This is a genomic window from Spirochaetota bacterium, assembly GCA_034190085.1.
In the GTDB taxonomy this organism is placed as follows: Bacteria; Spirochaetota; UBA4802; order UBA4802; family JAFGDQ01; genus JAXHTS01.
Genome location: JAXHTS010000064.1, coordinates 1 through 24,505, shown reverse-complemented (window position 1 = coordinate 24,505; position 24,505 = coordinate 1). Strand labels below are relative to the sequence as shown.

The following is a 24,505-nucleotide window of genomic DNA, read 5'->3' as shown; positions in this document are numbered from 1 at the left end:
GCAGAAATTAATGCATATTAACTTGTAATTATCATAATAATAAAGGTTGCTATATGTTCATTTTTCATTTTTCTTTAATTCTTTTTTTGAACACTTACCTTTATTGCTATTTTGCCTAACACAATGATTGAAATGTCCTCTCATCTGGTGTCCTGTCAAACAGGTTCCCTCAGAATTTATAAAACCTGGTTTATCATTACCACTACAATAACCATTTTTTTCCCCAGTTCTTGAACCTTGACCAGAAGGACCAGTCCTATCCCCTCTTGGCATAATTTTCACCTCCTAATTTTAATTAAACAAAGATGAACTTGCAATGATGCTATTAATGGTTGTAAGGAGATTTAATATTGTTTCATTAAATGATTATTCTTAATGAATTCACTCTCACACTTTCTTAATGCAACAGATACACAGTCATCAATAAATATTTAGATCTTGACTCACTTGCTCCTTTAGAATCTCAGATCATGGTTATATCATTGAAGGATCCTTAGAAGTGAATCTATACCAAGTTCTCCACTTATACCCTTAGTTCCGTCAACAAAAAATTTTATAATTACCTTCCCTTTAGGTTATGTATTTATATGACTATAGCAATTTATTCCATTTCATGGAGCTGCAAAAGAATCCATTATTATCAAACCCTTGTCCTCCCTTGTATCTCCTCCTCCATTTACATCCTGGCATAATATATGCATCAGCCATTACACAATTATTCAGATAAGCATGAACAACGTCATTTACTTTACCAATAATCCCTGGTATAAGGTCAATTCCCCTGCTTAATAATGAATCAGCAAAAATTTTACTTATAGCGCTGCAAATTACTATGCTGACTCCCAATTCTTCAAGCCTATCGATCTTTTTAATCCCTGTTACATTTGAAATATCATAAATATGTTTCCTGCCTATACTCTCATTTATAATATCCACTATGAAAAATATGTCAGATACATCAAATAGGGGGGATATCCTGTCTTTGTATACTGGAAATGCTGTCTTCTCAATTTTCATGTTATTTTAATATGCATTAATCATGCCAAGTATTGACTATCTTGATTTTTTGTTCATTAAGGAAGGTCTTCCAATAGCATACGAAGCATGTGAAGTCATGTTTTACTAATTAGTGTGGCATTTTCCCCTCATGAATCCACATACTCTTGGAATCAATAACCTAATGGGGTAAAATTATGGTATGAATTAACAGATTGATTGCAAAATGCAATTTATAAGCATAGAAGTATAATGCGTATTGCAATATATGAATTGATTATCATCTATATGCAAAGGGATATCCTTCATTTAGGATATAAATTGACTATTAGTTCAGTTCATTCAAAAAAGGGAATATTAGAGTTATAGTTAAAGGCAATAGCGATTATCCTTAATGCGAAGTATACAATTAGTAGGGTTAATAAAAATAATAGGATTAAGTTCATTTTATGAATGAAATTATCAGAAAATGATTTTTGGATTCTATGAAGAAGAGAGGCTATTAATATTAGATATCCCCCTAAACCGATGCAACCGGATAGAATAAATATAATTTTCATAGGGGATGATATCTCATTGTAAATTGAAAAGTCTAATAGTAATTTATATCCAACTATCCACCAGATTATTATTCCAGGGTTAGTAATTGCAATTGTAAAGCCTGTTAAAAAGGATTGTCTCTTTCGAAATACAATTGAATTATCCACATTATGTACCCCGAAACGATATTCCTGAAATGAACGAAAGAAGAGGAAAAGCAGAACTGAAATGCCGATAATGTAAATTATTATTTGGGATTCCTTATGGAATAGGAAATGGCCTATTCCAAAGAGTGTTAATGTACCATATATAAAATCAGATGTTACAGATCCAAATACTGTAGCAATGGCAGGAGAGAGGTGTCCATTGATTGCTTTTTTCGCAACATCGAGTTGAACAGCGCCAACGGGTATGGCGGATAAAAATCCTAAAATTAGGCCAAAACTAATGAGAATAAATATTCTCAAATCAATTATTGATTCCATTTTATGTTGGTTACCTTTATTGAATTAATCAATTTAATCCAGATGATTGATAAAATTATTCATATTTGGGCAAAGATAATATATAAGGTTAAAATGGGAAGAATAAAAATAACTATTTAACCTTTTATATAATTATTAATGAATTCCTAATTCTATTTTGTGAAATACTACTTTGTGTATATATAGTATTACAATGATAAATTTTTAAGAGATTATTCTTCAGGCCATGGAGCCCAGTTTCCCCAATTCTTCAAATACATTTCGAAGGCAGGTATTTTATCAACGTTGTTTGAGAGGTGCTCTCGAGTTGATTTAACTAATTCCTGTTCTCTTTCAATTGTTATTTCTCCAAACATAACCCTTGATCTTAGAAAAACGAAATATGTATCCAATACATCATGAAAACAATAATTGTTTATTTCCTCCATTTTCCCTTCAAGAAACATGTCGTATACATCTTCTCCATGTGCATCCATCTTCCCAGGTTTTCCCAACACCTTAGCAAGAAGATTCAATCCTCCAGCCATCCTGATTGCATTATAATTGGATAACCAATCATGCAAATCAATATGTTTTGTCCCAAATCTGTATCTTGAGGCATATTTATCTCTAAAATGCCTACGAGCAGTATATCCATATCTAAAGGCCATCAACTCAAGAAGTGGTATATCAAAACCGCGACCATTAAAGGTAACCAGTGAAGCATTAGTATAGAATTCTTCTACAGCCTGCCAATACAATCTGACCATCTCCTTAGGCCTGAATGCTGGTTCATCAAGGGATATCATTTCAATGAGACTGAAGTCCTCCCTTACCTTGGCTACACAAATTGAGATGGGATATTGAAAGGTAACAGGTATAAAAAAAGTGGACCCACCTGATGTGTTTAATATCTCCTCCTGATATCTTCTTACTGCAGATATCTCATCAATATCTAGATCAGGATATTTGACCATCTTAATTAATTTTGAATCAGGAATTGATTCAATATCAAAAACGAGATATTTTACATCTTCATGTCCCAAAAGTGTAATCCTTAATAAAGAGCTTATGAAAATTTAGTTAGTATTTGTAAAAGATTGCATCTTTGTTTTATGTTTTGATAAATTAATTATTATTTAAGCAGGATTCGGATTCCCTTCATCGAAAAGTATAAATACATCTTTTCCGAATCCACTTTAATAATGAGGAAAAATTATAGGCTGGGAATATATGACTTTGAAATAAGTAGATATAGTAATATTATAATATCCATTAGTATAACTATCATTTATTGAGTGTACCTCATCAGTTCATGAATGAAAAAAGGTACAATTTAGCCTATTTCTTTTTAACCTTAGATTCCATCTTCTCAATATAGTCTTTGATAAATGGATCGGATTCACTCTCCTTTGCCTTTTTTAATGCATCCAAAGACTTCATAGATCCAATTCTATGTATTGCAAGAAGTGCTGAATATCTTACATCTGCACTACTATCATTCAAGAAAGCTTCATTAAGGGAGTCAATATATCCATCTTCACCAATTAATCCTAAAGCAATCGCTGCATAAAGCCTAACCTTGACCCTTTTGTCACTTTTTAAAAGGTCGGTCAATTTAGTAACAGCACCCTTTTCCTTTTCCTTCCCTATCCAGTCAACGGCTGTAATAACAGTCTCCTCATTATCGCTGGAAAGGTCTTCAATATACTCCTTTGCGGATTTAGACTTCTCTTGATCATTTACAGCCTTTTTTTGAGCGTCATCTGCATATACAATTGTCATTACAAGAGAGATTGAAAGTATTGCTAACAGGGGTTTTTTCATAATATACCTCATTATTTATTAGGAGATTTAATTGATAAATAATATATTTTCTTCAGCATAAGTATAATGAAAGGGAAATGGATTCACCTCTTTAATAAATATCAACATCTACTTTAGGGGTATGTTTTCATAAAAATATAATTCTGTCAAATATTTTATCAAGCCAAATGTATTCATATGGTATAGTTATTATCCTAATTCACAATTTATTATTCCTCTCCTCTAAACCTGAAGGGATAGTGAGTAACTTATTGTTTATTGATTATCAATTATTGTTGGAAGTGTCAATGATGCATATTTTCAAGCTGATGGATTAGGAATTATCAGAGTATAGCATATTAGTTATTGAAAATAAACTCACTTCTCTAGGTAATATTGGATATCTTTATAAACTCCTCAATTTTTTTAAAATATATCTCTTGTCCCACTAACATTAGATTGTTATGGTCAGCTTTAGGTATAATAAGGATATCCTTATCCTCAGCGCCTGAATTCTTGTATAGATCTATCCCTTCAATTACTGGCAGAATTGAATCATATTCTGCATGTATGATTAAGGTAGGAATTCGAATCGATTGAATTTTTCTACCACCCAGTATCCCATTCTTCTCCCTTAAATTGAAATCATTGTTCATGGTTTGGAATCTGGGGATAAGGCTACATCCCGAGAATCCGCTTTCAATAATAAGACCACAGATACTCTCCTGATAATGGTAAGCAAGCTCAATTGCTGAAATGCTACCAAGTGACCTGCCCATAAGAAAAATATTTTCCTTATAACCCCCTTCCTTTATTATAGTCTTGAACTCTCTAAAAATTATATGGGCATCTTTAATCATACTGCTAAATGTCGGTTCTCCATTGCTAAGACCATATCCACGAAAGTCAGCAACAAATAGATTAATCCCAATTTTTTTGTAGAGCTTAGCAATTGACTCATAATCTCCTGTAGTCTCTCCATTGCCATGAAAGTAAAGAATGGAGGGTGAATCTTTACCTTCTACCCAATATCGACAGCTAATCTTAATTTTATCTTCAACCTGGATGAAGTAGGTTTGTCCCTCTGAAGAATCAGGGTTTATGAAGTCTTTTCTTGGAAAGAAGATGGACTGTAATATCTCCGGTTGATCAAAGAACGAGAAGTCACTTTTCATCTATGCATCACCCTTAAAACAATTTGAGATTGAGTAAAAACTGCTATTACTTGACTCCTCCAAATTTGCTTTTGGAGATTTGAAAGTGGTTATATTCTTTTCTGATTAGATGTAATTAGAGTTTTCATTATGTTGATCAACTCTATTCAGTAATATCAAAGTTTAGAAAATAACATTTGACAATATGCAAAAACAATAATTATATATTTTCATAGGTCAAGTTAAAAAAAATACAAATAGTGTATAAAATTGCTCATCCATTGATGAGCTTAGTTCGATTATCCTCAAAATACTTTCATTTGTCAAAGAGACTGAATATTATCACAGGTTATTATATCTATTTTTATAGGGATAATCTTGAAGCATGTAATGCTAATTAGGAATAATCCTAAATAACCGCACATAATAATGATAAAACTAAAGAGTGGAATTGAAGTAGAGTATAATAAGGATTTTGATGTTTTTTTCTATAATCTTATAGATTCAATCATACATGAATCTCAAATAAAAATTAAAAATCTCCTGAAAACAGATTTTGATCAAAATGAAAATGATCTTTTATTGAAGGAGATAATGGATAATTGTATCTATGTTACTCATCAGATATTTCAAATGTCAAAGGATAATGAAAATCTCTCAAAATTTTTGATTACTGGTTGCCTTTTTAATTGTGCAGTTTTAACTATCCAGAATTTGAATAGGGTTCTACAAGAAAATAGCAAAGATGAGAGAAGTCTTCATTGATTGATTAGATATCTTCAATTCCGATTGAAAGGTTGCCTAATTTTGATGAGAAGTTCAGAGTATTTTCATTAATAGGTTTAATATTTTGAAATCTACTAGGAGTGGATATTCTTAGTTCCTCACATTCATCCTCTACAGCATTTCCTGTTATTAAACACGCCATTTCTCTAATTATATCTGAAGCTACTTTATCACTGGGTTGGATATCTTTATCTATCAATAGGCTATCCATTATAGAGTTTATTGTTTCATCTTCCAGATAAAGATATAGCCTTTTGTTGCCATTATAGTTTAAATATAGATCCACACCTAGTAGGTCATTGCTTAAGGATTCCCATTTTTTTTTCTTATACAATTTGCTTCCGAAAAATATTCGGAATATTTTTCTGGTTGATTTTTCAATATTATTGTGTAATTCTTGCATCCATAATCCCTTATATAATATATTATTTTGTTGTATAAATAAGTGAATTAGTCTATTGTGACTTCAACCTACAGCCATATATAAGTATTTACTATACCTCTTATAATTATTATGTTATAATATTATTTTCGGAGAAAAGATGATTAAATTGAGTGACTAAAGTTTTATTAGTTAAATAATAAATAAAAAAGTTTGTTACATTGGCAACATCTTACTTTGTTGAAAGTTGTCCCGGTCACCGACGCGGAATATCCTACTATGTTTTTATTTTTCACATGATACTCAGTTTTCTTAAATGAAAATAAAAAATTTGTTGATTTATTATTGCTTCATTGTGAATAGTTATGCTCTGTTATTATTAAATTACGATAATGTACTTTGTGTTTATCAAGAAAAGAAATATGTTAAAGAGGACTCCACTTATAGCGCTTGTTTTAGCAGGAATTTTATCAATAATAATAATATTAATTTTTGAAATACCCTCCCGTCCCTTTACTATTAAAGATGCTGTCGTTTTATATTTTCTTTCATTGTTCATATCATTGGGAATTGCATTGCTCTTTGATCCCATAGCCAGAGAAACCACTCAAAAACTAAGTAAAATCAACTTTTATGAGGATAAATAAATGCAAGCTGGACATATAGCAGTGGCTTTAGCGATTTCTTCCTATTCTCCAGAATTGACTGGTGGTGAGATAGACGCATTCTCCTTCGAGAGTATTGCGTTAGTGATGGTAGCTCATTGGTTACCAAATTTTGATGTTATTCCCATCTGGCTCAAAATAGCGAAGCCTTCATTTCATTGTACTTGGTCACACTCTCTGCTCTTCATATTGATAGTAGGTTTGTTGCTTGTGCCCTTTAATATTTCATGGGCAATACTGGCTATTATAAGCTTAATTTTCCATTATATATCAGATTTGCCCAGTACAGTTGGATTGCCTTTATTGTTGCCATTGAATGACAGAAGATTTTCTATTAGGCTTTGGGCTGATTCAGGATATTTTGGATGGGAGACAATGAAAGGCAGCTACATTCAGGCTTGGCCATGGATATTAGAGGGAGGGGCCTTTCTTTTTCTCTTTATTCGTGCTTATCAGGAGGCTGTTTGGCCATTTGTTTAAATTATTTTCAATAGCAAAGCATCATAATAATTCAAGCAAAAACTATACAATAAATACTTATGTCTCCCATATTTAAGCTCTAGCATGTTAGTTTATTATTACTCAATGAGTGAAATAAGGTTATAAGTTTTTTCATTTCTTAATATTTAGTGGAAGAATAATATCTCTATTGTTGAAAGGCACATGCTAAGCGGAAGATACTAATACATATGAGCTAAAAGGCAATTTGAGATGAAATTGAATGATAGTTATGAATATATAGTAGTTGGAAGCGGTTTTGGGGGGGCTTTCGCAGCTTATAACCTCTCAAAAGCTGGGAAAGAGGTACTTGTTGTTGAACGAGGTAGATGGGTTCAAAGGGATGATACCTGCTGGGATGAAAGAAAACTGCATATTGATGATCCTATATATAGGGGATTGACACCAACGATTGTAAATCAGAAGTGGCGACGAAAAGATCTGGAGTGGCCTGATGACACAGTTGGAGGAATGTCGACCTTTTATGGTGCTGCGGCATTCAGATTGAGGGAAAGCGATTTCGAAGGACCTCCACGTCAAAATTCTGATCAGAAGGAAAGGCGATTTACATGGCCTTTCAATTATCAAGCCCTCTCGCCCTATTACGATGAAGCAGAGGCATTACAGAATGTTGCTGGTGTAATGGGTGAGGATATCACCGAACCCCAAAGAGAGAGTGATTATCCGCAAACACCCCCAAAGACACTTTCTTTGCCATCACAAAAAATAAAGGATGCAGCATTAGACATCGGTCTACACCCCTTTCATATCCCATTAGCAATCAATTTTTCGAATAATAATGGCAAAGCGAAGTGCATTCTTTGTGGTACCTGTGATCATTACCTTTGTAAAATTGAGGCAAAGAATGATCTTTCCGTTTCTGTATTGCCCTATGCAATGAAACATGGTGCAAGAATTATTTCAAATACTCGAGTTGTGAAAATCAATCTTTCAAATGGCAAGGTTGTTTCTGTTGATCTTGTGGATCAGGCTAGTGGTGAAAGAAAAACAGTAAATACGAAGGTTCTAATCGTCGCATGTGGGGCACTCTCAACACCTCATCTGCTGCTCACCTCAGGAATTGACACTATATATAATGGCGGATCCTTTATCGGTAGATCATTAATGCGTCATATCTCTGGTGTAGTATGTGGTGTATTCCCTTTTAAAACAAATCCTGAAAAAAAATTTCAAAAGCAGATTGCTATTTCAGATTTTTATTATGGTGACATAAAAAAGAGGAAGTCTTGGCCTCCTGGTAATTGGGGAATTATTCAGGATGTTTCATGCGTAGGTAAAGGTTATATTAAGACAAATGCCCCATGGGGGTTAAGGAATATCGGAGCATTCTTATCGGACTATTCAATAAATCAATTATGTATAGCTGAGGATATACCACACTATAGGAATAGGGTATTTGTTGATTGGAAGAATCGTGATATTTTTGGAATGCCAACATTAAGGGTATATCATAGATATAACAAAAGGGATTTTGATGCGATTAATGCCCTTTATAGAGTAGCAAAAAAGATATTGAAAAGGGCAGGTAGCCATTTGTACTACATAGCACCAATAGAAACCTTCTCTCATGCACTTGGTACCTGCAGATTTGGAGAGAGTAGTGCAACTTCAGTCTTAGATCCTGAATGTAGAGTATGGGGGGTAAAAAATTTATACGTGCTTGATGCAAGCTTTATGCCCTCTGGCGGATCAGTGAATCCAAGTTTAACTATTGCTGCTAATTCCCTAAGGGTGTCGGATATACTCAGTAATATATAACTTGAGGGCGAATTATAGATTATCCTTATATTTCGAATACTAGTATCAGGAGAATTAGATGAATATTCTTATTTTTGGTCCTAATGGAAGCGGGAAGGGGACTCAAGGGGCTATTATACAAAAGAAGTATAGTATTGTTCATGTTGAATCAGGCGTTATTTTCAGAGAGAATATTAAAAATGGAACTGAATTGGGTAGAAAGGCAAAACAATTTATTAATAATGGTGATTTAGTCCCAGATGAGATCACTATACCGATGATACTCGACAGACTCAAAGAGGGTGACTGTAAAGATGGATGGCTTTTAGACGGTTTTCCAAGAAACAGGGCTCAGGCACAATCTTTAAGCATTGCACTCGAGGAAGAAGGAATTAGGCTGGATTATGTAATTGAAATTGTATTGGATAGAGAGATAGCTAAGAAGCGTATTATGGGTAGACGAATATGCGAAAAGGATGGCAATCATCCCAACAACATATATATAGATAATATTAAACCTGCAAGGGCCAATGGTGATAAGGATGTATGCAGAGTGTGTGGAGCCAATATTTCAGTCAGGTCGGATGATCAGGATGAAGCAGCTATAAATAAGCGGCACAATATTTATTATGATGAAGATAAGGGTACCCTAGCAGCTATGCAATTTTTTAAAGATTTATCGAATAAGAATAATGGGATTCCAATAATAATAGAAGTTGATGGCAGACCCGATGTTAAAGAGGTGAGTGAAAAACTACTTTCCAGGCTGGAATAGGTATTATCTATAGTCTCGTCAATTTACTGATTTAGGAGACTGATAAGTCATCATCTCTTATAGAATAATTTAAGATTTATAAAAATCAGTTCATTACATATGGCTTTAACAATATCCTCTTAATTTTACTACTATATATAATACCCTCAACCTTGCCTTCAATTATCTTCTTCTCAATTAACTCATATTTAATATTTTTTCTTCGGTTGTCAAAGGTTATGAAAAACATATTATTTTCAATGATAATTGATCTACCCCTTCTCGAATTGGACGCTGATTTAGAAAGGGTTATCTGAACGGGGTATTGTATCCCAGAGATTGACTCGATAAATAGATCCTCTCTATTGTCTAATCCTATCACTTTCAGTTGGCTTTCACTCATTATATTTAATTTTGGAGTTTTCCCTTTGATATAGAATATATTCCCTTTATAATATACCTGTTCACCCTCTTTTGCTAATATCCTTCCAATCCTCTGTTGTCCTTTGTAGGTGTATTTAATGACATTCCCAACACCATAATTATTTTCTTCATATTTATTAATCAGTACATACTCTCCCTCATGTAAGGTAGGATTCATGAGATTCGCTTTTATCTTATTGATATTAAAATAGAAGGATACAATAAAAAAAGATATTAATATTATTCCTGTGTGTAGTACAGCATATATGAAATAGAATAATAAAGAATTATATCCCTTGAAATTGAATGATCTCTCCTTCCTGGCTTTATACATCGCTTCAAGGGGAGAGATGAAAATGATAGCGAGATGTAAAATGCTGGTGAAAACAAAAAATGAAATATTCGAATCAGCGCTTTTATGGATTACATAAAGGGGAATGATTAGTAGTGTTAGGGTCTTCAATCCAAAGAAAACGATACACTTAGACAAATCTCCATTGTATATTTGACCAAGGCCTGTGAAAAAGAAAGATAAGAGGAATGCAGTTATTGGATTTTTTTGCAAAACACTCTCTGATCTGACAATCCTGTTTTTCATGGTATTCTATTTTAATAGTAATCTTATTGGATTATTACAGAGCGCTTCAATTTTCATTTTTTCACTTCTAATGTACAAGTAGCTGTCAAAAATTAAATAGAATAAGAAGCTTAGTTGATGAAGCAATTTATTATTTAATTGTTTTTCGTTTATATTTATTATGCTCATATTGATTGAGAATGCATTATAAAAAAGGGGATTAATAAATAGATAATAAGCCTAACTATATGTTATTATGCTGCAAATTTACAATAGCATTAAGGATTTCGTCTATGAATTTTTACAATGTTATACTTGATTTTACAATCACCCCATTGTAAATCTTATAAAGATAGCTAGGAAGTATTAGGGGATAATATATTATTATAGGATTTTTTTGATCATAATCTTATCAAAGGGATAAATTGATATGATTTGCTCGCAAATTAAGGTGTACCTTTAAAAAAAATTAGAAAAATAATTTTTTTTCATTTTTTTGTTGACAATATACTTGAAATTAAGTTATTATGAATGATTTTTGAGAATTAATATCGGCGAATGCCAATAAAATTCTCAATAAAATAATAAATCAATTAAATGGAGGTTTTTTATGACTAATTTTAAAGGGTTTTGGGGTTCATTCTTGGGACTAATGATCGCTTTGTCTCTGGTTTTCAACGTGGCTGGATGTAGTGAGGATGAGGATGTGGATGTAGAAGGGATTTGGAGTATCAAAATTATGATTGAGGATGGAGTGACAACCAATTTCCCAAATGATGACATTGAGTCGCGCGTACTCTTTTTGTTGGGAGGTAGTTCCAGTACCTACATTCAGGAAGTAGCGGGAGATCTTCTCCATTGTACAGATGAAGACAGCGCTTATACAGTGGAAGGAGATGAATTAACCATGACTGATTTGGGAGAAGTCTACACGGTTTCAAGGACTGTAAATGTGCTTGAACTGCGCAGAACAGACATTGATCTCTCTATGAGGGCAGAGTTGCTAATGGATTTTGACACAGAGGCAGCAATAGACGTGATGTGCGATATGACAAATGCTTTATTGGGAGTATGGAAGATCACTGAGGCATATGATGCGCCAGAGGATCATCTATATCTGTTACCTTTACCCTTTACATTTGATTGTGATTATGACGAAAATGCTGACACCCAGATCATCAGTGATCTATATGCAGAATTTATGAATGATGGAATAATTCGAGGGTATACGAAAAATGTCGTGAATAATATAAACGGCACATGCCAGGGATTGTATGATCCTCTTGCTGGAGTCTGGTATTGTCCACAAGACGACGGCACTTACATGGTTGATGAAGAGCAAATCACTGTCAACATTACAATTGATGAAATACCATATGTAAAGAATGGTACAATAACGCTTGTAGGGGATGACATAACTATTAATTCTGATGAGGATGACAGCTATGTTAATGCAATTCGAGTTGATGGCTCTGAAATAGCGGGAGCTATGGAGCTATGTGATTAATTATAACACTAGTTCTTTTAAATACATTCTTAAGGAATAATAATAAAAAAGAATGTATTGATCAAGAATAGGATTGTATTTAACAGCGAGAGGGAGGCTTGACCCCCCTCTCGCTGTTTATATAGGTGATTAGACATATGGATTTATCATGATGGATGGTAGTTGTGATTTTGCTTAAATATTGGCAAAGCCATTTTTTTCAGTTTAACCATTTATTCTATTGATTTGTTATTGTGTACAATGATTCTATCATATACAGTGTTAACAAATATTCAGAATTTATTTCTATGCATGAATTGAGAATATATATTTCGAATAATAGGTAATGAGATAATGACAATACCTGGGAATTTGCTCACAACTGCAATGGCAGTAATGCCACATCGGGATATTGAACAGGCTCTAGAGCTCGCCCTTATTATGGATATACCCTTTTGGCCTCAACTTCCTCATCTAAGCTATTATGAAGACATGTATGTACAGGCATCTGAACACTTCCCAGGCATAATGATTGATATTCAGAAGCGTAGCATATGTTTTTCTATGGATAAATTTATAGAAGAGTATGAGGAGACTTTCGCTCATTATGATGAAACAGAATACTTTGATATCAGCAAGGAGTACTCATCTGTCTATCATAGATTTCTTGAACTCGATCTCTCAGATAGACCTGCAATCAGAGGACAGCTTGAAGGGCCTATAAGCTTTGGATTCAATGTCCTTGATCAAGATAATCGTCCAATTCTGTACGACGATACCATACGTCCAATCATGCTTGAGATCATGTCTAAGCGCATAAACGCTCAACTAAATCGCCTTAAGAAAAAGAATGCCAATGCATTTATGTATATTGATGAGCCGGGTTTGCAGTTTATTTTCAACGCCATGTCTGGTTATAATGATATCAAGGCGCATGATGATATTGAAGCATTTCTATGTTCCATAGAGCGTCCTCGCGGTATTCATCTCTGTGGTAATCCAGACTGGGATTTTTTACTAAGACTTGATCTTGATATCCTTTCACTGGATGTCTATACAAATTCAGAGGTATTCGTTCAATATGCTCCATCCATAAAGAGATTTCTTGATAGAGGGGGTATCATCTCATGGGGAATCGTGCCAACAAATATTGAACCATTTGAGAGGGAAGGGATAGACTCCCTTGAAAAAAAAATTACTGACATATGGAATAATTTAGATCAGGTAGGAATTGACCGTCAATTTCTTATTTCAAAAAGCCTGCTTTCACCTGCCACATGCTGTTTAATCAATCCAGATGGTGAGAAAACCGTTGAGAAAGCATTTTCTTTGGTTAAACAACTCTCACTTCAACTTCGAGATAAATACATCTGCATCTGAGAGTCATTCATTATTAATTATAATAGTTATAAAACAACCCATCTGTGGATTATTTTGGTGCGTAGTAAGGTCAATTTTGAAAAATCACATCTGTGAAGTTTTTCAAAATTCCGATGCGCTAAAATGAGATGTATAAAAATGAAAATTTAGTTATATTAATTAGGGATTAGATATGCTTTTTTACCCATATATGTATGATTTGTATAGGTATAAGGTAAATTATTCAAATTTGAAGGATGGATATCTGTCTACTACTCCAAATAGAAATGAGATGACACTCACAAGATATTTAAAATAATGAACCATAAAAGTAAATAAGGCATTAGGCCATCTCTTTATAACTATAATTGAGATCATTCCCACAAGACAAACCAATATGCTACCAACAGTAAGCAAGGTTAGTAGTAATATGTGTGGCAATGTAATTAAGATAATGCCTGCTACAGATAACCTTAGAATTGAAAGGATCCTAGAGGATTTAATAGGGTAAATTATGCTGTACTGAAGGGAATAATCGATATCCTTCTTTCCGGCGAATTTTGGTACCTCTTCAACTACATCCATTGCACAAGCGGCTATAGAGGTGATATATCTAATAGTATTTTCCTGTATCTCTTGAAAATCTTCAACGGATTCTCCTGTAAATAGAATCACAATCGAGTTTATAAGACCTAAAATAACTGATAGGATAAGATAGACTAGTATGACAAGTAGATGAGGAAGAAGCCTTATAAGATATAAAATCAACAGTCTTGCAAGCGCACCTAATGAAGAGTACTTTAAGGAGTAATCAATTGAAAAGATTACAGCTCCTCCCGGAACTGTATCTGAAGTCTCTTTCTCAAATTTATCCAACTCCGCTTTATATTTTACAAAATCCCGTGAAGTTTCTACATCAGGTAACTCATCTGCTACCTTTAGTGATGATTCTGACTCTGTATCTATATCATCAATTATTATGTTTTCAAGATCGATATCATCAAAATCATTATCTTTTGATTTAATCCCTTCAGATTTTATCTCCAAGACACCTTCAGACTTTCCTGTATATCCATTTACATCTATCTCCGGCGCTACTTCATCAATTTTTAATTTAATCTCATCTTCAACACTGCTTTCAATGACAAGAGGCTTTTCTTCATTAGCAATCAGATCTTCCATTGTTGTGCCAGTATCCTCTACTGTAATTTTATCCTCTTCATCAATAAAGTCACCCCTTTTTACCTCTTCTACCTCTTCTACCTCTTCTAAGGGCAGATCAAGAGAGTCAAGATCTATCGTGATATCTAAATCCTCCTCCTGTGATGATATTTGATGATCTTCATCTTGAACATCTGATGTCGAACCATCTTTAGATGTTCCTAACTCTGTTATTCCATTTGTCTCTTTATCATCAAATTGAATATCAAGAGAATCAAGATCAATAGTAATACTCTCATCTACATCTCCGTCTTCTTTGGAAAAGATATCCTCAGTTTTCATCTCCTCTTCTTGTACATCATCAGCTACCTGATTAATCTTTTCAGTAAGTTCGTTCGAGTGAGGATAGATTTTATCCATGACTACTTCTACATGTCCATCCTCATGTAATGAAACTTTCTCAACATCTATTATGGGTTCTTCTAGGTTGAATTCAGAATCGTTTGTCTCAACTTCTATTGGTCTGAAATCATCCTCATTGTCAAGAGGTAGGTCCTGACTCTCTGCTCTAATGTAAGATGTATCATCAGATTCCTCAATGAGAATGGTCTCTGTAGTCTCCACCATTTTATTTAATTCTAATTCCGACTCTGTTCCAGCTTCAGTTGAATCAGTAATCTCATTATCAATATTAGATATAACAGACTCCTCTAAATTTCCTTCACTAACTATTGCTTTTTCGCTATCATTAGCGTCTATACCTGATAGAATATCTTCTGATCTTACTTCTTCATCGAGTGACATATCTTCAAGGTTTAGTTCTTCTTCTTGTCCTTCCTCCACTAAAGACTCACTTTCAATGTCAGAGAGATCTAACTCCTCTTCCCCTTCGATTAATTCTTGAGTTTCAGGTTCCTCTATTGCTGTTGTAGTATCAGTACTAGCCTTGTTATCTATTATCCCTTCCTCTATGAGAGGCTCTTCTTGTTGTTGCTCTTCTGATAAGGGAGGTTCAGAAATGTTAGCCCCTTCAATTGGATCTCTTGTAGGCTCTTTCTCTTCTCTATTATCAATAATAACATTTGTTGCACAATTGGGACATGAAAAGCTAAACTTCTTATTTCTTACCTTCTCATCATTAACTGAATATGAAGTATCACAATTTGTACATTTTACTAGCATCTTTTCAATATGCTCCTATTTGCCTGGGAAATATCTTTCGTTAATATTATGTTGTATAATTAAAAAGGATATTGGCAAAAACAAGAATAAATACCATTTCATATCCCTTCCATTAATTTCTTCAGATTTCTGCATATATTTCAGATTTATATACAGACCCCAAATTCCAATAGTAAGGATAACAAGCAAAATGTTCATAGCTGGGTCATCATTAAATATTTTACTTGCCCTTGCAAGCCACCAGAAATAGTAGAGTCCTGCTGTTAATAGTATTAATAAAAGTAGAATCACGAGATTATTCTCGGGCATATACTCATTGTTCATATATTTCCTCAAATAGTTTTCATTATTATATATTATTTAATACTGTTCAAATAAAAACATTCTAGCTGAATCTTGGTAAATACTATATAATTGTTTACAATTCCTAAAAAGAGAAAAACTTCCATACATGAAAAAACAGTTTTTTAATATAAAAACAACAACCAATCCCTTAATCAATGAGAAAAGCGAATAATATATCTATATATCTTATATATTTTTCTTACATTCTTATCTAGAATTTGAAAATTTGGTGAATAACAATTAAATTATAATACAAGTTGGGAAAAAGTGCATCTATTATTTGCATTTATATATTTATAATAATAAAATTTCAATGCAAAAAATTAATTTTTACTCAGGATTATTTTATAATAACGCAATCAGTCAAGTTCAATGGTTTCTGTTCCTATTATCTTCATATAATCAACCCCCTGTTATTTATTTACGGAAAAACTATATACTTTTTTTATTACTTTTTGTTATCTTACATAAAGGAAAGAAAATCATTATTGCGATGATAATACCCTGTCTATTTTGCTAACCAATAAGGCAGGTATTTACACTTGCTGTTCGTTAAAATTTTAGTAGTACTAATAGTTTTATAAGTTACACTATAAGGGCTTGACAGACAAGGAATCCAAGTCATTTATAATAAGAGTTTCAGCAGAACTCTTCACCTTTGTCTCTGAAAGATTCATATTTATTCATTATTTAGGAGGGAAAATGTTTCTTATAGCTGTTTTAATTGGTATTATTGCTGGTACTTTAAGCGGATTTGTCGGAATAGGGGGAGGGGTGATTATGATACCTGCTCTTTCGTTCATCCTAAAATTTAATCAACATCTTTCACAGGGTACAACCCTTGCGGCAATGATTCCCCCAATTGGAATACTTGCAGCATATGAATATTATAATAGTGGTTATGTAAACATTCCTGTAGCATTATTTATTGCATTGGGATTCATATTTGGTGGTTATGTCGGCGCTAAATGTGCATTGCCTATCGATGATATTCTTCTGAGAAGGATTTTCGGAGTGCTTATTCTTCTAATCTCAATTAATATGATCATTGGTAAATAGCGACAATAATTGGATTTCAGGTAATAATATGGCAAAAAAAACTAAAGCCTTTCTCTGTGTATCCTGTGGATTTGAATTATCTAAATGGTTTGGACGATGCCCTAGTTGTAATGAGTGGAACACAATAGTTGAGATCGATCCAAAGACTCCAAAAAATCAAGTAAAGGCAGAGGTGATTCCACTTTCATCGATTGATTATAATGATATAAGCAGGATTAAAACCGGAATCGATGAATTTGATTTAGTATGTGGAGGTGGAATTGTGCCTGGTTCAACAATTCTTATTGGGGGAGAGCCAGGTGTTGGCAAATCTACACTTGCGCTCCAGATAGCTCATTTCATCAATACGCTATATATTTCTGGAGAAGAGTCGCCGGTGCAATTACGCTATAGGGCTGAAAGACTTAAATTAAATATTGAAAAGATTAAGGTGACATCTACTACTGTAGTAGAAGATATCTCAAACCTGATAATGTCGGAAGGTACTGAATGCGTCATCATTGACTCTATTCAAACACTTTGCAGTATAGAGGTTCCTGGACCTATTGGCTCAGTTGGCCAGATAAAAGAATCAACCTCAAGATTAGTTGAGATTACAAAAAAAACTAATATACCCATTATTCTAATTGGACATATCACAAAGGAGGGTAGTATAGCTGGTCCCAAGGTCTTGGAGCATCTTGTTGACACGGTGCTGTATTTTGAAGGAGATTTTTCCAAGGACTTTAGAATGTTAAGGGCCTTTAAGAATAGATTTGGTTCAGTTAATGAGATTGGATTATTCAGGATGACTGATAAGGGATTAACGGAGGTTAGTGATAAGAATAGCATATTTCTGAATTCCTATACATCCAACTCTCAGGGTAACGCCATATCTGTTGCCCTGGAGGGAAGCAGGACTATACTCTTTGAGGTCCAATCGTTAGTCGCTTTCACTAATTATTCAAATCCGAGACGAATGTCTGATGGATTTGATTTTAACAGGTTGATCCTTATCGTTGCGGTTTTGGAGAAGCATGGTTTTTTGAAGCTTTCATCCTTCGATGTATTTGTTAATGTAGCTGGAGGATATCACATCAATGAGACATCTGCTGATCTTGCTGTAGCCATGTCTATTGCTTCGAGCTTGAAAGAAGAGCCAATACCACCTATGACAGGATTCTTAGGCGAGATATCCCTTTCAGGTGAGGTACGTCCTGTATCACAATGTTTGAGAAGAATACAGGAATTACAGAGATCGGGCTTTCGAAGAATAGTACTTTCAATAAAGGATTCGAAAGACGGGATAAATGATTATAATGGGGAAATAATAGGTGTAAGAAATATTTCAGAGGTTATGGAGTATTTGTTTTGAGAATTTGGTGAAATGATAGAGTTCAGTCAAGCAGTAATTGGTGGATGATTTGCCTTTATCTATAATTGACTAGTATGATATCCCTAGGGTTGAGTGTTATACTGATTGTGATAAAATTCTTGTAGGATAGGATTCGAGGGTACGTATAGCTTCAATGCCATTTATATGTGTTATTCTTTCTTGCTTTGGATTATCCTCTTTTCATTCTTCACAGATGTTTCAAGTATTGTCATACCCTGCCATAGATAGGCTATATGATCTAATGTTCTTTGAGCAAAATCCATGTCTAGTTCCTCGCCCTCATCTATAGGATAATGTTTCAGGAAAAGTGTACGCGTGCCCCAAAAGTTGGCATCTTCGATCTTGATCACTGGGTAAGACTCAAGACCTGTACTTTTGATAAGTGAATTTCGAATGTGCTCACAGCTGTTCTCATCAGCCACTTTAGTAATAACCACATCCTCCTGATCATTCTTTTTATGAGTAAAAAGCAATAATTCACGAATCAGCTCATCAGTAAGGAATCGTCGAATAAATGAAGCATCCCGATCACATTCTCGAACCTCAAAGATTTTGTCTAATCCCCCATTCCCGTCAATTTTATACTGATCCTTTTCATCGTTAGACGGGTTATCCCATCTTTTAAAGATATCCTCCCATATTTTTATGCCAATATAGTATGGGTTTATTCTGCCTGGAACGGGGCTTACTACCCTGTTGTGTTGCACAAGGAATTCCTGATACAATTCCTGAGAAAGATCAAGCTCATCTATAATTCTTTTATGCCATAAACTTGCCCACCCCTCATTCATTATTTTAGTATGAATATTAGGGAGAAAGTAGTTGGTGGTTTCACGAACAATTGTAAATATATCCTTTTCCCATTCTGAGAGATAGGGATTGTGATCTCTTATAAAGATCATTATATCTTCAATAGGCTCAATGGGTACCTTTTTCATATCAGGCAACTCCGCCTTCTCTTCCTTTGTGTGAATATCTGCAAAGGGATCGTCGGTTATTTGTGGTTTTTTTGTCTTTTTCTCAATTTGCTTATCATGGGTTTCTTCTTTTATTTCAGGCAGTCTTGAGCAATTATACCTTATGGAATGGAGTGAATCGATACATTTTTCAACAGCCCCAACTCCAATACTAGGATCTTCAATATATTTTTGTATTCGGTTGGCATGACGGTTGAACATTGAGACAACATCAGATGGGACAGTGGATTTGTAGATGAAATTATTTCGGAAGAAATCGTTATGGGCATATACATGAGCCATGGTTAGAATCTGTAATAGAAGGGTGTTGTCTTTCATTAAATAGGCGATGCAGGGGTTGCTGTTTATCACCAACTCATATGGTAATCCTGTAATCCCATAATCATACAAGGTCTTTGTAATCTCATAGTGCTTACCCCATGACCAGTGAGGGTAGATAGTCGGCATCCCGTTAAAGGTCATGTATGTCAACATATCGTAGTGATCTGCAATAATAAAATCCTGGGGATAGCAGTTCAATCCAATTTCTTCAACCTTTTCCTCAATACTCTTCCCCCAATCTTCAAGCTCTTTATTTGTCCAATTGCGTGACATCAGATTACCTCTCAATCATGCAGATTTTTGGAAAAAACGTTTAAACGATGGCCAAAGTGATTCTTTATTAGGAATGTCCACTATACAGAAGTTTTTATATCGTGATAATTCCTCTTCGTATATTTTTTTTATAGTTGAATATACAGGAAAATAGGGTAAAAATGGTTTTATTTCAACATAACCCAATAGGTTGCATTTATCAAGAAGTTCACGGGCTGAGTTTATAGCTTTTGTATTATCATTACCCCAGTTATCCCCATCAGAACAATGAAAAGCATAGATATTCCATAGTTCAGGATTATATCTTTTTTCAATTATTTCTAGCGCTTTATAATATCCAGAAGAGATAAAGGTACCGCCGCTCTCACCCTTGTGAAAGAAGGAATTCTCATCTACCTCTTGTGCGGCTGTATGATGAGAGATGAAGACGATTTCAACATTGCGATATTCTAAGCGCACGAAGTTGTAAAGGAGAAAATAAAAGCTTCTGGCCAGATATTTCTTGGTCTCATCCATGCTGCCAGATGTGTCCATAATGCAGATCACTACAGCGTTCGATTCATAGGTCTTCTGTTCATCAACGTGATGATAGCGCAAATCCTGTTCTCTGAATGAGAATCCCTCTTCATCGTTATGATTTGTAGTAGATCCAGATTTCTTTGAGGCAACTTTTCTTTTAACCTTCTCTTTTAGTGTTCGCTTCTTATCCAAGCGTGGGCGTATTCCTTGGTGCCTTATTCCATTATATTTGAATTTGCTGCTGCTCTCAATCTCCCTGATTTTTTTTTCTTCTAAATTTGGAAGACCGAGGTCTTCAAACATAATATTGATAAGCTCTTCCAATGTGACATCAGTTTCATAGTAATCAATCCCTTCTTCCTCTCCCGCACCAGCACCTGGTTGTCTTCCAGGATGTTTTGGATCTCCTTTTTTGAGGATATCTCCCTCATTTTCCGTTCCATCCCCCTGTCCCACACCTTCCTGATTGTCTCCGCGGATAAACTGATATTCTTTGATGCCTTTAATGGGTATCTTAATAATTTTATCCTTGCGTTGACCGACAATTGGTTGGTCAGATATAATGTCTGCAATATTTCCCTTTATCGCTTCTCGTACTTTTTCACGATGGCGTCTTCTATCTCCCTCGCCTCTCCCTTCTTTGCTGATGCCTGTTTCGTATTGATATAAGTATGGCATGGCTCCCACCTCATGGTCATATATTAAATGAATATGTTAGCAAGTCATCAATATCCTCTATTTCCATAGATGATTTGCTGCATATTTTAGAATTACATTTACACAATGATCACAATAGCCGTTGTTGATAAGATTTGTAACCATATCATTATACTTCTTTAATTGCTCCTCATCTCTTGTCTTGGAGGTAGTTACTATTCGGCTAATATCCTTAACGGAGATAGTAAGTTTTTTCTCGATTGCTTTTTTTAGCGGCTCATAGGATTTATAGGATAATTTTTCATTCCTTCGTGAAAGGGTTAATAGATATGCCATAACATCCCTTCTGAATCCATCCGCTGTGCTGCCTGTAATCTCGATCTGTTCTTCGATTGATTTCAAAAAATTTTCGTCTGCTTCCAGCTCTTCACCAGTATCACTATCCTTTATCTTTTCCTTATTGACCCATGCCTGGGCATGGTCTAGGTAGCTCTGGAAGAGGGATTCTGCCTGCTCATGATAAGAATAGACAAAGGCCTTGCCGATCTCATCCTCAAGTATGTCAAGATAATCCTTATGAAGAATATCATGCAAAAAACCAAGGTATTCCTTTTTCGTATCATCAGAAAAATCTGATTCCTTAACCATTTTTACTAAGGATTCACGAATATTTATTGGATTGATACAATTGCAAATCATGTTATCTGCAAGTGCGTTATTTATTGCTTTTATAATAAATCGAGTAGATAATCCAAAGAGACCTTCACGTTTACAATCTTCCTTGAGTTCATGAATATCTATATGCTTTGTCTTTCCCTTTTCAATGATCTCCTCTCCATTATATATTTTAAGCTTAGTAAGAAGGTCACACTTATTTGTTTTTTCTAATCGAGTAAGAATGGCAAACTTTGAAGCGATTTCTAGGGTATGAGGGGCTATGTGAGGTTTGAAATCGCTCTTATGCATGAATTTTTGATATATCTTAATCTCCTCATTCAAGGAAAGGACATAGGGCACTTTAATTACTACAATCCTATCAAGGATCGCCTCATTTGTGTGGTCTGATTTAAACTTATTCCACTCTGCTTCATTAGAATGCGCGACAATCACTCCATCCCAGTATATCATTCCATGCTTGCCAGGTGCCGGAATATTTTTTTCTTGAGTAGCGGTGATAATGACGTGTAGAAACTCAATTGCATTCTTAAATACTTCAATAAATTCAATAATCCCCCTGTTGCTTCTATTAAATGCTCCACCAAGGGTTAGTACACGAGGATCATCTTCTGAGTATTTATCTAGCTTTGAAATGTCCTCTGATCCTATAAGTACAGATGTGTCCTGATTATTAGGATCTACTGGAGGTACTTCGGCTACACCAATCTTTGAGTTTTTTGAAAATTCAATTAATTGTATTGGGAATCTCTCATATTCATTATTGAATTCATCATCTAATCGGTATCTGCATATTGGGCAGAGATCTCCTTCAATTGTTACACCTAAGCGAGACTCAAACTCACTCCTAAGGTGTAAAGGGACAAGATGAAGTGGTTCCTCATGCATAGGGCAACCCTCTATGGCAAAGATAGGATTGCTCTCCTCAAGTCCCTTCTTCAGCTTATCCACAATTGAAGACTTACCCGAACCTACTGGCCCAATTAAATATAAAACCTGACGGCTCTGTTCAGCCTTCATTGATGCCGATTGAAAATATCGTACGATGTTCGTTATGGTTTCTTCAAGACCATAAAAATCATCCATGAAAAAATTGAATAATGGTAGTTGCTTATTCTTATGGAGTTTCATTAGTCTGATATCATTCTTTTCCTCTATGGTAGAGACACCTTTACTATTTAACATCTCAAAAATTCTTGCATGAGATAGTTTTGGAATTGATGTGTCCTTTTCGAGTTTCTCAATATAATCTAGAAAAGTGCCTTCAAATACAACTTTTTTATGTTCCTCTCTATCTTTTAATATAATTTCTGAAAATTGTTCTTTACTCATATTATTATCCTCCACACTATTCTTTTTAATATAATTGATTTTTAAAAGTATAAAGCTGTATTTATAGTAGATTCAAGGAGATTAGAAAAAATGCGAAGAAACTCTGAAATCTATACAGAACAATCACCCTTTGCCACCTTGGATTATATCGGTAGCAAGAATACGGCAAAGTATGCAAAATACTATATTTATTCGCACTATACAGCTTTTGGATGTTTCAAGCGTCAAGTTAAGCGATAGGCCAAAAAATATAAATTCCTCCTATACTTATTTTAGGACTAAATATAAAAAAAAGCAAGAAAATTACAGTTTATTAAAATTAACATTTATTATATTTTGTTTAAAAAAATAAATGCTATTTAGGTGATCCAATTTTGTATTTATTCAAAAGATTAAATTAAGGGATTCATGCAAACTTATTTTTGTTCTGTGGTATAACACTTAGTATGATAGGATTAAGTCAGCTATCAGCTTGCAACAGATGCTCGAAGAAAAGAAAGTAAAAAATAGGAAGGTTGACATAAGAAATGATAAAATTTATTCAGATGAAGTAATAACAGACTCTGCAAATCATTACAGAAAATTTGTATCATATGAAACACTTACCGTATATGTCTTCATAACCAAACCATTGTGAAAGAAATCATTATAATAATTAGTATTGCTGTTGATAATACCTGAAGAACTGAAGCTGTACGACAGCCTGCTCCCTCCAATGTAGGTGATATTGATCCCAGATCCACCATAGGATTCTTCCCCAATATCACCACTGTAGGTAGCATTGACAGGATAAGTAAAAGTAGGCCCAACCGGATTATCAGCAGTAACCTTAACCTCGCCTTTGGCCCTATTGAACATATGGGTGTAAATTAATTTTGTATGAACATTATTAATAATAATGTCAGGTGACATAAAAGAAGAGTTGGCAAAACCCTCACAGTTAAATAAAAATGAATAGAATTATTTATAAAATTTAACTAA

24 protein-coding genes are annotated in these 24,505 nt (G+C 34.2%); 9 read left to right on the top strand and 15 right to left on the bottom strand.

Going from position 1 to position 24,505, the window contains the following annotated elements:
- Positions 1-57: 57 nt before the first annotated feature.
- The 6 genes from SVZ03_12435 to SVZ03_12410 form a co-directional block, all read right to left on the bottom strand.
- A complete protein-coding gene (locus SVZ03_12435) occupies positions 58-273 on the bottom strand; it encodes a DUF5320 domain-containing protein (protein ID MDY6935013.1) in 216 nt (71 codons plus the stop codon).
- Between the two features lie 318 nt (positions 274-591).
- Positions 592-1,017 carry a NifB/NifX family molybdenum-iron cluster-binding protein gene (locus tag SVZ03_12430; protein ID MDY6935012.1) on the bottom strand — a complete coding sequence of 142 codons (426 nt, stop codon included), beginning with the start codon at positions 1,015-1,017 and terminating at the stop codon, positions 592-594.
- Positions 1,018-1,334: 317 nt separating this feature from the next.
- Entirely contained in the window at positions 1,335-2,021 is a 687-nt protein-coding gene (locus tag SVZ03_12425; protein MDY6935011.1) for a LysE family transporter, read from the bottom strand.
- Positions 2,022-2,233: 212 nt separating this feature from the next.
- Positions 2,234-3,046 carry a 3'-5' exonuclease gene (locus SVZ03_12420; GenBank protein ID MDY6935010.1) on the bottom strand — a complete coding sequence of 271 codons (813 nt, stop codon included), beginning with the start codon at positions 3,044-3,046 and terminating at the stop codon, positions 2,234-2,236.
- 295 nt (positions 3,047-3,341) lie between these two features.
- Positions 3,342-3,827 carry a HEAT repeat domain-containing protein gene (locus tag SVZ03_12415; GenBank protein ID MDY6935009.1) on the bottom strand — a complete coding sequence of 162 codons (486 nt, stop codon included), beginning with the start codon at positions 3,825-3,827 and terminating at the stop codon, positions 3,342-3,344.
- Positions 3,828-4,192: 365 nt separating this feature from the next.
- Positions 4,193-4,981 carry an alpha/beta hydrolase gene (locus tag SVZ03_12410; protein ID MDY6935008.1) on the bottom strand — a complete coding sequence of 263 codons (789 nt, stop codon included), beginning with the start codon at positions 4,979-4,981 and terminating at the stop codon, positions 4,193-4,195.
- Positions 4,982-5,389: 408 nt separating this feature from the next.
- On the opposite strand from SVZ03_12410, the gene SVZ03_12405 reads away from it, so the two are divergent.
- Positions 5,390-5,725: a hypothetical protein gene (locus SVZ03_12405; GenBank protein ID MDY6935007.1), complete on the top strand. Its 336-nt coding sequence runs from the start codon at positions 5,390-5,392 to the stop codon at positions 5,723-5,725.
- Between the two features lie 4 nt (positions 5,726-5,729).
- Here the strand turns inward: SVZ03_12405 and SVZ03_12400 are convergent, their stop codons facing one another.
- Complete coding sequence (locus SVZ03_12400) at positions 5,730-6,149, bottom strand: hypothetical protein (GenBank protein ID MDY6935006.1); 420 nt, start codon at positions 6,147-6,149, stop codon at positions 5,730-5,732.
- 358 nt (positions 6,150-6,507) lie between these two features.
- Positions 6,508-6,720 carry a hypothetical protein gene (locus SVZ03_12395; GenBank protein ID MDY6935005.1) on the bottom strand — a complete coding sequence of 71 codons (213 nt, stop codon included), beginning with the start codon at positions 6,718-6,720 and terminating at the stop codon, positions 6,508-6,510.
- A 55-nt stretch (positions 6,721-6,775) separates the two neighbouring features.
- Here SVZ03_12395 and SVZ03_12390 point away from each other — a divergent pair, with 55 nt between their 5' ends.
- The 3 genes from SVZ03_12390 to SVZ03_12380 all read left to right on the top strand — a co-directional run bounded on the left by SVZ03_12390 (position 6,776) and on the right by SVZ03_12380 (position 9,824).
- On the top strand, positions 6,776-7,273 hold the full coding sequence (locus SVZ03_12390) for a metal-dependent hydrolase (protein ID MDY6935004.1): 498 nt from the start codon (positions 6,776-6,778) through the stop codon (positions 7,271-7,273).
- 231 nt (positions 7,274-7,504) lie between these two features.
- Complete coding sequence (locus SVZ03_12385) at positions 7,505-9,070, top strand: GMC family oxidoreductase (GenBank protein ID MDY6935003.1); 1,566 nt, start codon at positions 7,505-7,507, stop codon at positions 9,068-9,070.
- A 58-nt stretch (positions 9,071-9,128) separates the two neighbouring features.
- Positions 9,129-9,824 (top strand): adenylate kinase, encoded by a 696-nt coding sequence (locus SVZ03_12380; GenBank protein MDY6935002.1) that lies wholly within the window; start codon positions 9,129-9,131, stop codon positions 9,822-9,824.
- Positions 9,825-9,909: 85 nt separating this feature from the next.
- Here the strand turns inward: SVZ03_12380 and lepB are convergent, their stop codons facing one another.
- Positions 9,910-10,824: a signal peptidase I gene (gene lepB / locus SVZ03_12375; protein MDY6935001.1), complete on the bottom strand. Its 915-nt coding sequence runs from the start codon at positions 10,822-10,824 to the stop codon at positions 9,910-9,912.
- Positions 10,825-11,413: 589 nt separating this feature from the next.
- On the opposite strand from lepB, the gene SVZ03_12370 reads away from it, so the two are divergent.
- Together SVZ03_12370 and SVZ03_12365 are read left to right on the top strand one after the other, a co-directional pair.
- Positions 11,414-12,310 (top strand): hypothetical protein, encoded by an 897-nt coding sequence (locus SVZ03_12370; GenBank protein ID MDY6935000.1) that lies wholly within the window; start codon positions 11,414-11,416, stop codon positions 12,308-12,310.
- Between the two features lie 333 nt (positions 12,311-12,643).
- Positions 12,644-13,669, top strand: a complete 1,026-nt coding sequence (locus SVZ03_12365; GenBank protein ID MDY6934999.1) for a hypothetical protein — start codon at positions 12,644-12,646, stop codon at positions 13,667-13,669.
- A 219-nt stretch (positions 13,670-13,888) separates the two neighbouring features.
- Here SVZ03_12365 and SVZ03_12360 read toward each other — a convergent pair whose 3' ends face one another.
- Positions 13,889-15,991: a DUF4389 domain-containing protein gene (locus tag SVZ03_12360; GenBank protein MDY6934998.1), complete on the bottom strand. Its 2,103-nt coding sequence runs from the start codon at positions 15,989-15,991 to the stop codon at positions 13,889-13,891.
- A gap of 15 nt (positions 15,992-16,006) precedes the next feature.
- On the bottom strand, positions 16,007-16,315 hold the full coding sequence (locus SVZ03_12355; protein MDY6934997.1) for a hypothetical protein: 309 nt from the start codon (positions 16,313-16,315) through the stop codon (positions 16,007-16,009).
- Between the two features lie 723 nt (positions 16,316-17,038).
- On the opposite strand from SVZ03_12355, the gene SVZ03_12350 reads away from it, so the two are divergent.
- Both SVZ03_12350 and radA read left to right on the top strand, forming a co-directional pair.
- The gene (locus SVZ03_12350; GenBank protein ID MDY6934996.1) at positions 17,039-17,395 is read left to right on the top strand and encodes a sulfite exporter TauE/SafE family protein; all 357 of its coding nucleotides are present in this window, start codon (positions 17,039-17,041) and stop codon (positions 17,393-17,395) included.
- Between the two features lie 28 nt (positions 17,396-17,423).
- The gene (radA, locus tag SVZ03_12345) at positions 17,424-18,749 is read left to right on the top strand and encodes a DNA repair protein RadA (GenBank protein MDY6934995.1); all 1,326 of its coding nucleotides are present in this window, start codon (positions 17,424-17,426) and stop codon (positions 18,747-18,749) included.
- Positions 18,750-18,919: 170 nt separating this feature from the next.
- Here the strand turns inward: radA and SVZ03_12340 are convergent, their stop codons facing one another.
- From SVZ03_12340 to SVZ03_12330, 3 genes are read right to left on the bottom strand one after another with little or no spacing between them, the layout of a single operon-like run.
- Complete coding sequence (locus SVZ03_12340) at positions 18,920-20,341, bottom strand: SpoVR family protein (GenBank protein ID MDY6934994.1); 1,422 nt, start codon at positions 20,339-20,341, stop codon at positions 18,920-18,922.
- A gap of 15 nt (positions 20,342-20,356) precedes the next feature.
- On the bottom strand, positions 20,357-21,538 hold the full coding sequence (locus tag SVZ03_12335; protein MDY6934993.1) for a DUF444 family protein: 1,182 nt from the start codon (positions 21,536-21,538) through the stop codon (positions 20,357-20,359).
- 57 nt (positions 21,539-21,595) lie between these two features.
- Positions 21,596-23,524: a serine protein kinase gene (locus SVZ03_12330; protein ID MDY6934992.1), complete on the bottom strand. Its 1,929-nt coding sequence runs from the start codon at positions 23,522-23,524 to the stop codon at positions 21,596-21,598.
- A gap of 90 nt (positions 23,525-23,614) precedes the next feature.
- On the opposite strand from SVZ03_12330, the gene SVZ03_12325 reads away from it, so the two are divergent.
- Positions 23,615-23,764: a hypothetical protein gene (locus SVZ03_12325; protein ID MDY6934991.1), complete on the top strand. Its 150-nt coding sequence runs from the start codon at positions 23,615-23,617 to the stop codon at positions 23,762-23,764.
- A gap of 333 nt (positions 23,765-24,097) precedes the next feature.
- On the opposite strand, the gene SVZ03_12320 is transcribed toward SVZ03_12325, so the two are convergent.
- Positions 24,098-24,382: a hypothetical protein gene (locus SVZ03_12320; protein ID MDY6934990.1), complete on the bottom strand. Its 285-nt coding sequence runs from the start codon at positions 24,380-24,382 to the stop codon at positions 24,098-24,100.
- Positions 24,383-24,505 lie beyond the last annotated feature (123 nt).

Coding starts and splice junctions, on each gene's coding strand:
- SVZ03_12425 (MDY6935011.1), bottom strand. CDS start 2,021: ATGGAATCAATAATTGATTTGAGAATATTTATTCTCATTAGTTTTGGC.
- SVZ03_12430 (MDY6935012.1), bottom strand. CDS start 1,017: ATGAAAATTGAGAAGACAGCATTTCCAGTATACAAAGACAGGATATCC.
- SVZ03_12350 (MDY6934996.1), top strand. CDS start 17,039: ATGTTTCTTATAGCTGTTTTAATTGGTATTATTGCTGGTACTTTAAGC.
- radA (MDY6934995.1), top strand. CDS start 17,424: ATGGCAAAAAAAACTAAAGCCTTTCTCTGTGTATCCTGTGGATTTGAA.
- SVZ03_12405 (MDY6935007.1), top strand. CDS start 5,390: ATGATAAAACTAAAGAGTGGAATTGAAGTAGAGTATAATAAGGATTTT.
- lepB (MDY6935001.1), bottom strand. CDS start 10,824: ATGAAAAACAGGATTGTCAGATCAGAGAGTGTTTTGCAAAAAAATCCA.
- SVZ03_12340 (MDY6934994.1), bottom strand. CDS start 20,341: ATGTCACGCAATTGGACAAATAAAGAGCTTGAAGATTGGGGGAAGAGT.
- SVZ03_12360 (MDY6934998.1), bottom strand. CDS start 15,991: ATGCTAGTAAAATGTACAAATTGTGATACTTCATATTCAGTTAATGAT.
- SVZ03_12435 (MDY6935013.1), bottom strand. CDS start 273: ATGCCAAGAGGGGATAGGACTGGTCCTTCTGGTCAAGGTTCAAGAACT.
- SVZ03_12365 (MDY6934999.1), top strand. CDS start 12,644: ATGACAATACCTGGGAATTTGCTCACAACTGCAATGGCAGTAATGCCA.
- SVZ03_12390 (MDY6935004.1), top strand. CDS start 6,776: ATGCAAGCTGGACATATAGCAGTGGCTTTAGCGATTTCTTCCTATTCT.
- SVZ03_12325 (MDY6934991.1), top strand. CDS start 23,615: ATGCGAAGAAACTCTGAAATCTATACAGAACAATCACCCTTTGCCACC.
- SVZ03_12395 (MDY6935005.1), bottom strand. CDS start 6,720: ATGGGATCAAAGAGCAATGCAATTCCCAATGATATGAACAATGAAAGA.
- SVZ03_12415 (MDY6935009.1), bottom strand. CDS start 3,827: ATGAAAAAACCCCTGTTAGCAATACTTTCAATCTCTCTTGTAATGACA.
- SVZ03_12355 (MDY6934997.1), bottom strand. CDS start 16,315: ATGAACAATGAGTATATGCCCGAGAATAATCTCGTGATTCTACTTTTA.
- SVZ03_12330 (MDY6934992.1), bottom strand. CDS start 23,524: ATGAGTAAAGAACAATTTTCAGAAATTATATTAAAAGATAGAGAGGAA.
- SVZ03_12385 (MDY6935003.1), top strand. CDS start 7,505: ATGAAATTGAATGATAGTTATGAATATATAGTAGTTGGAAGCGGTTTT.
- SVZ03_12335 (MDY6934993.1), bottom strand. CDS start 21,538: ATGCCATACTTATATCAATACGAAACAGGCATCAGCAAAGAAGGGAGA.
- SVZ03_12400 (MDY6935006.1), bottom strand. CDS start 6,149: ATGCAAGAATTACACAATAATATTGAAAAATCAACCAGAAAAATATTC.
- SVZ03_12320 (MDY6934990.1), bottom strand. CDS start 24,382: ATGTTCAATAGGGCCAAAGGCGAGGTTAAGGTTACTGCTGATAATCCG.
- SVZ03_12380 (MDY6935002.1), top strand. CDS start 9,129: ATGAATATTCTTATTTTTGGTCCTAATGGAAGCGGGAAGGGGACTCAA.
- SVZ03_12370 (MDY6935000.1), top strand. CDS start 11,414: ATGACTAATTTTAAAGGGTTTTGGGGTTCATTCTTGGGACTAATGATC.
- SVZ03_12410 (MDY6935008.1), bottom strand. CDS start 4,981: ATGAAAAGTGACTTCTCGTTCTTTGATCAACCGGAGATATTACAGTCC.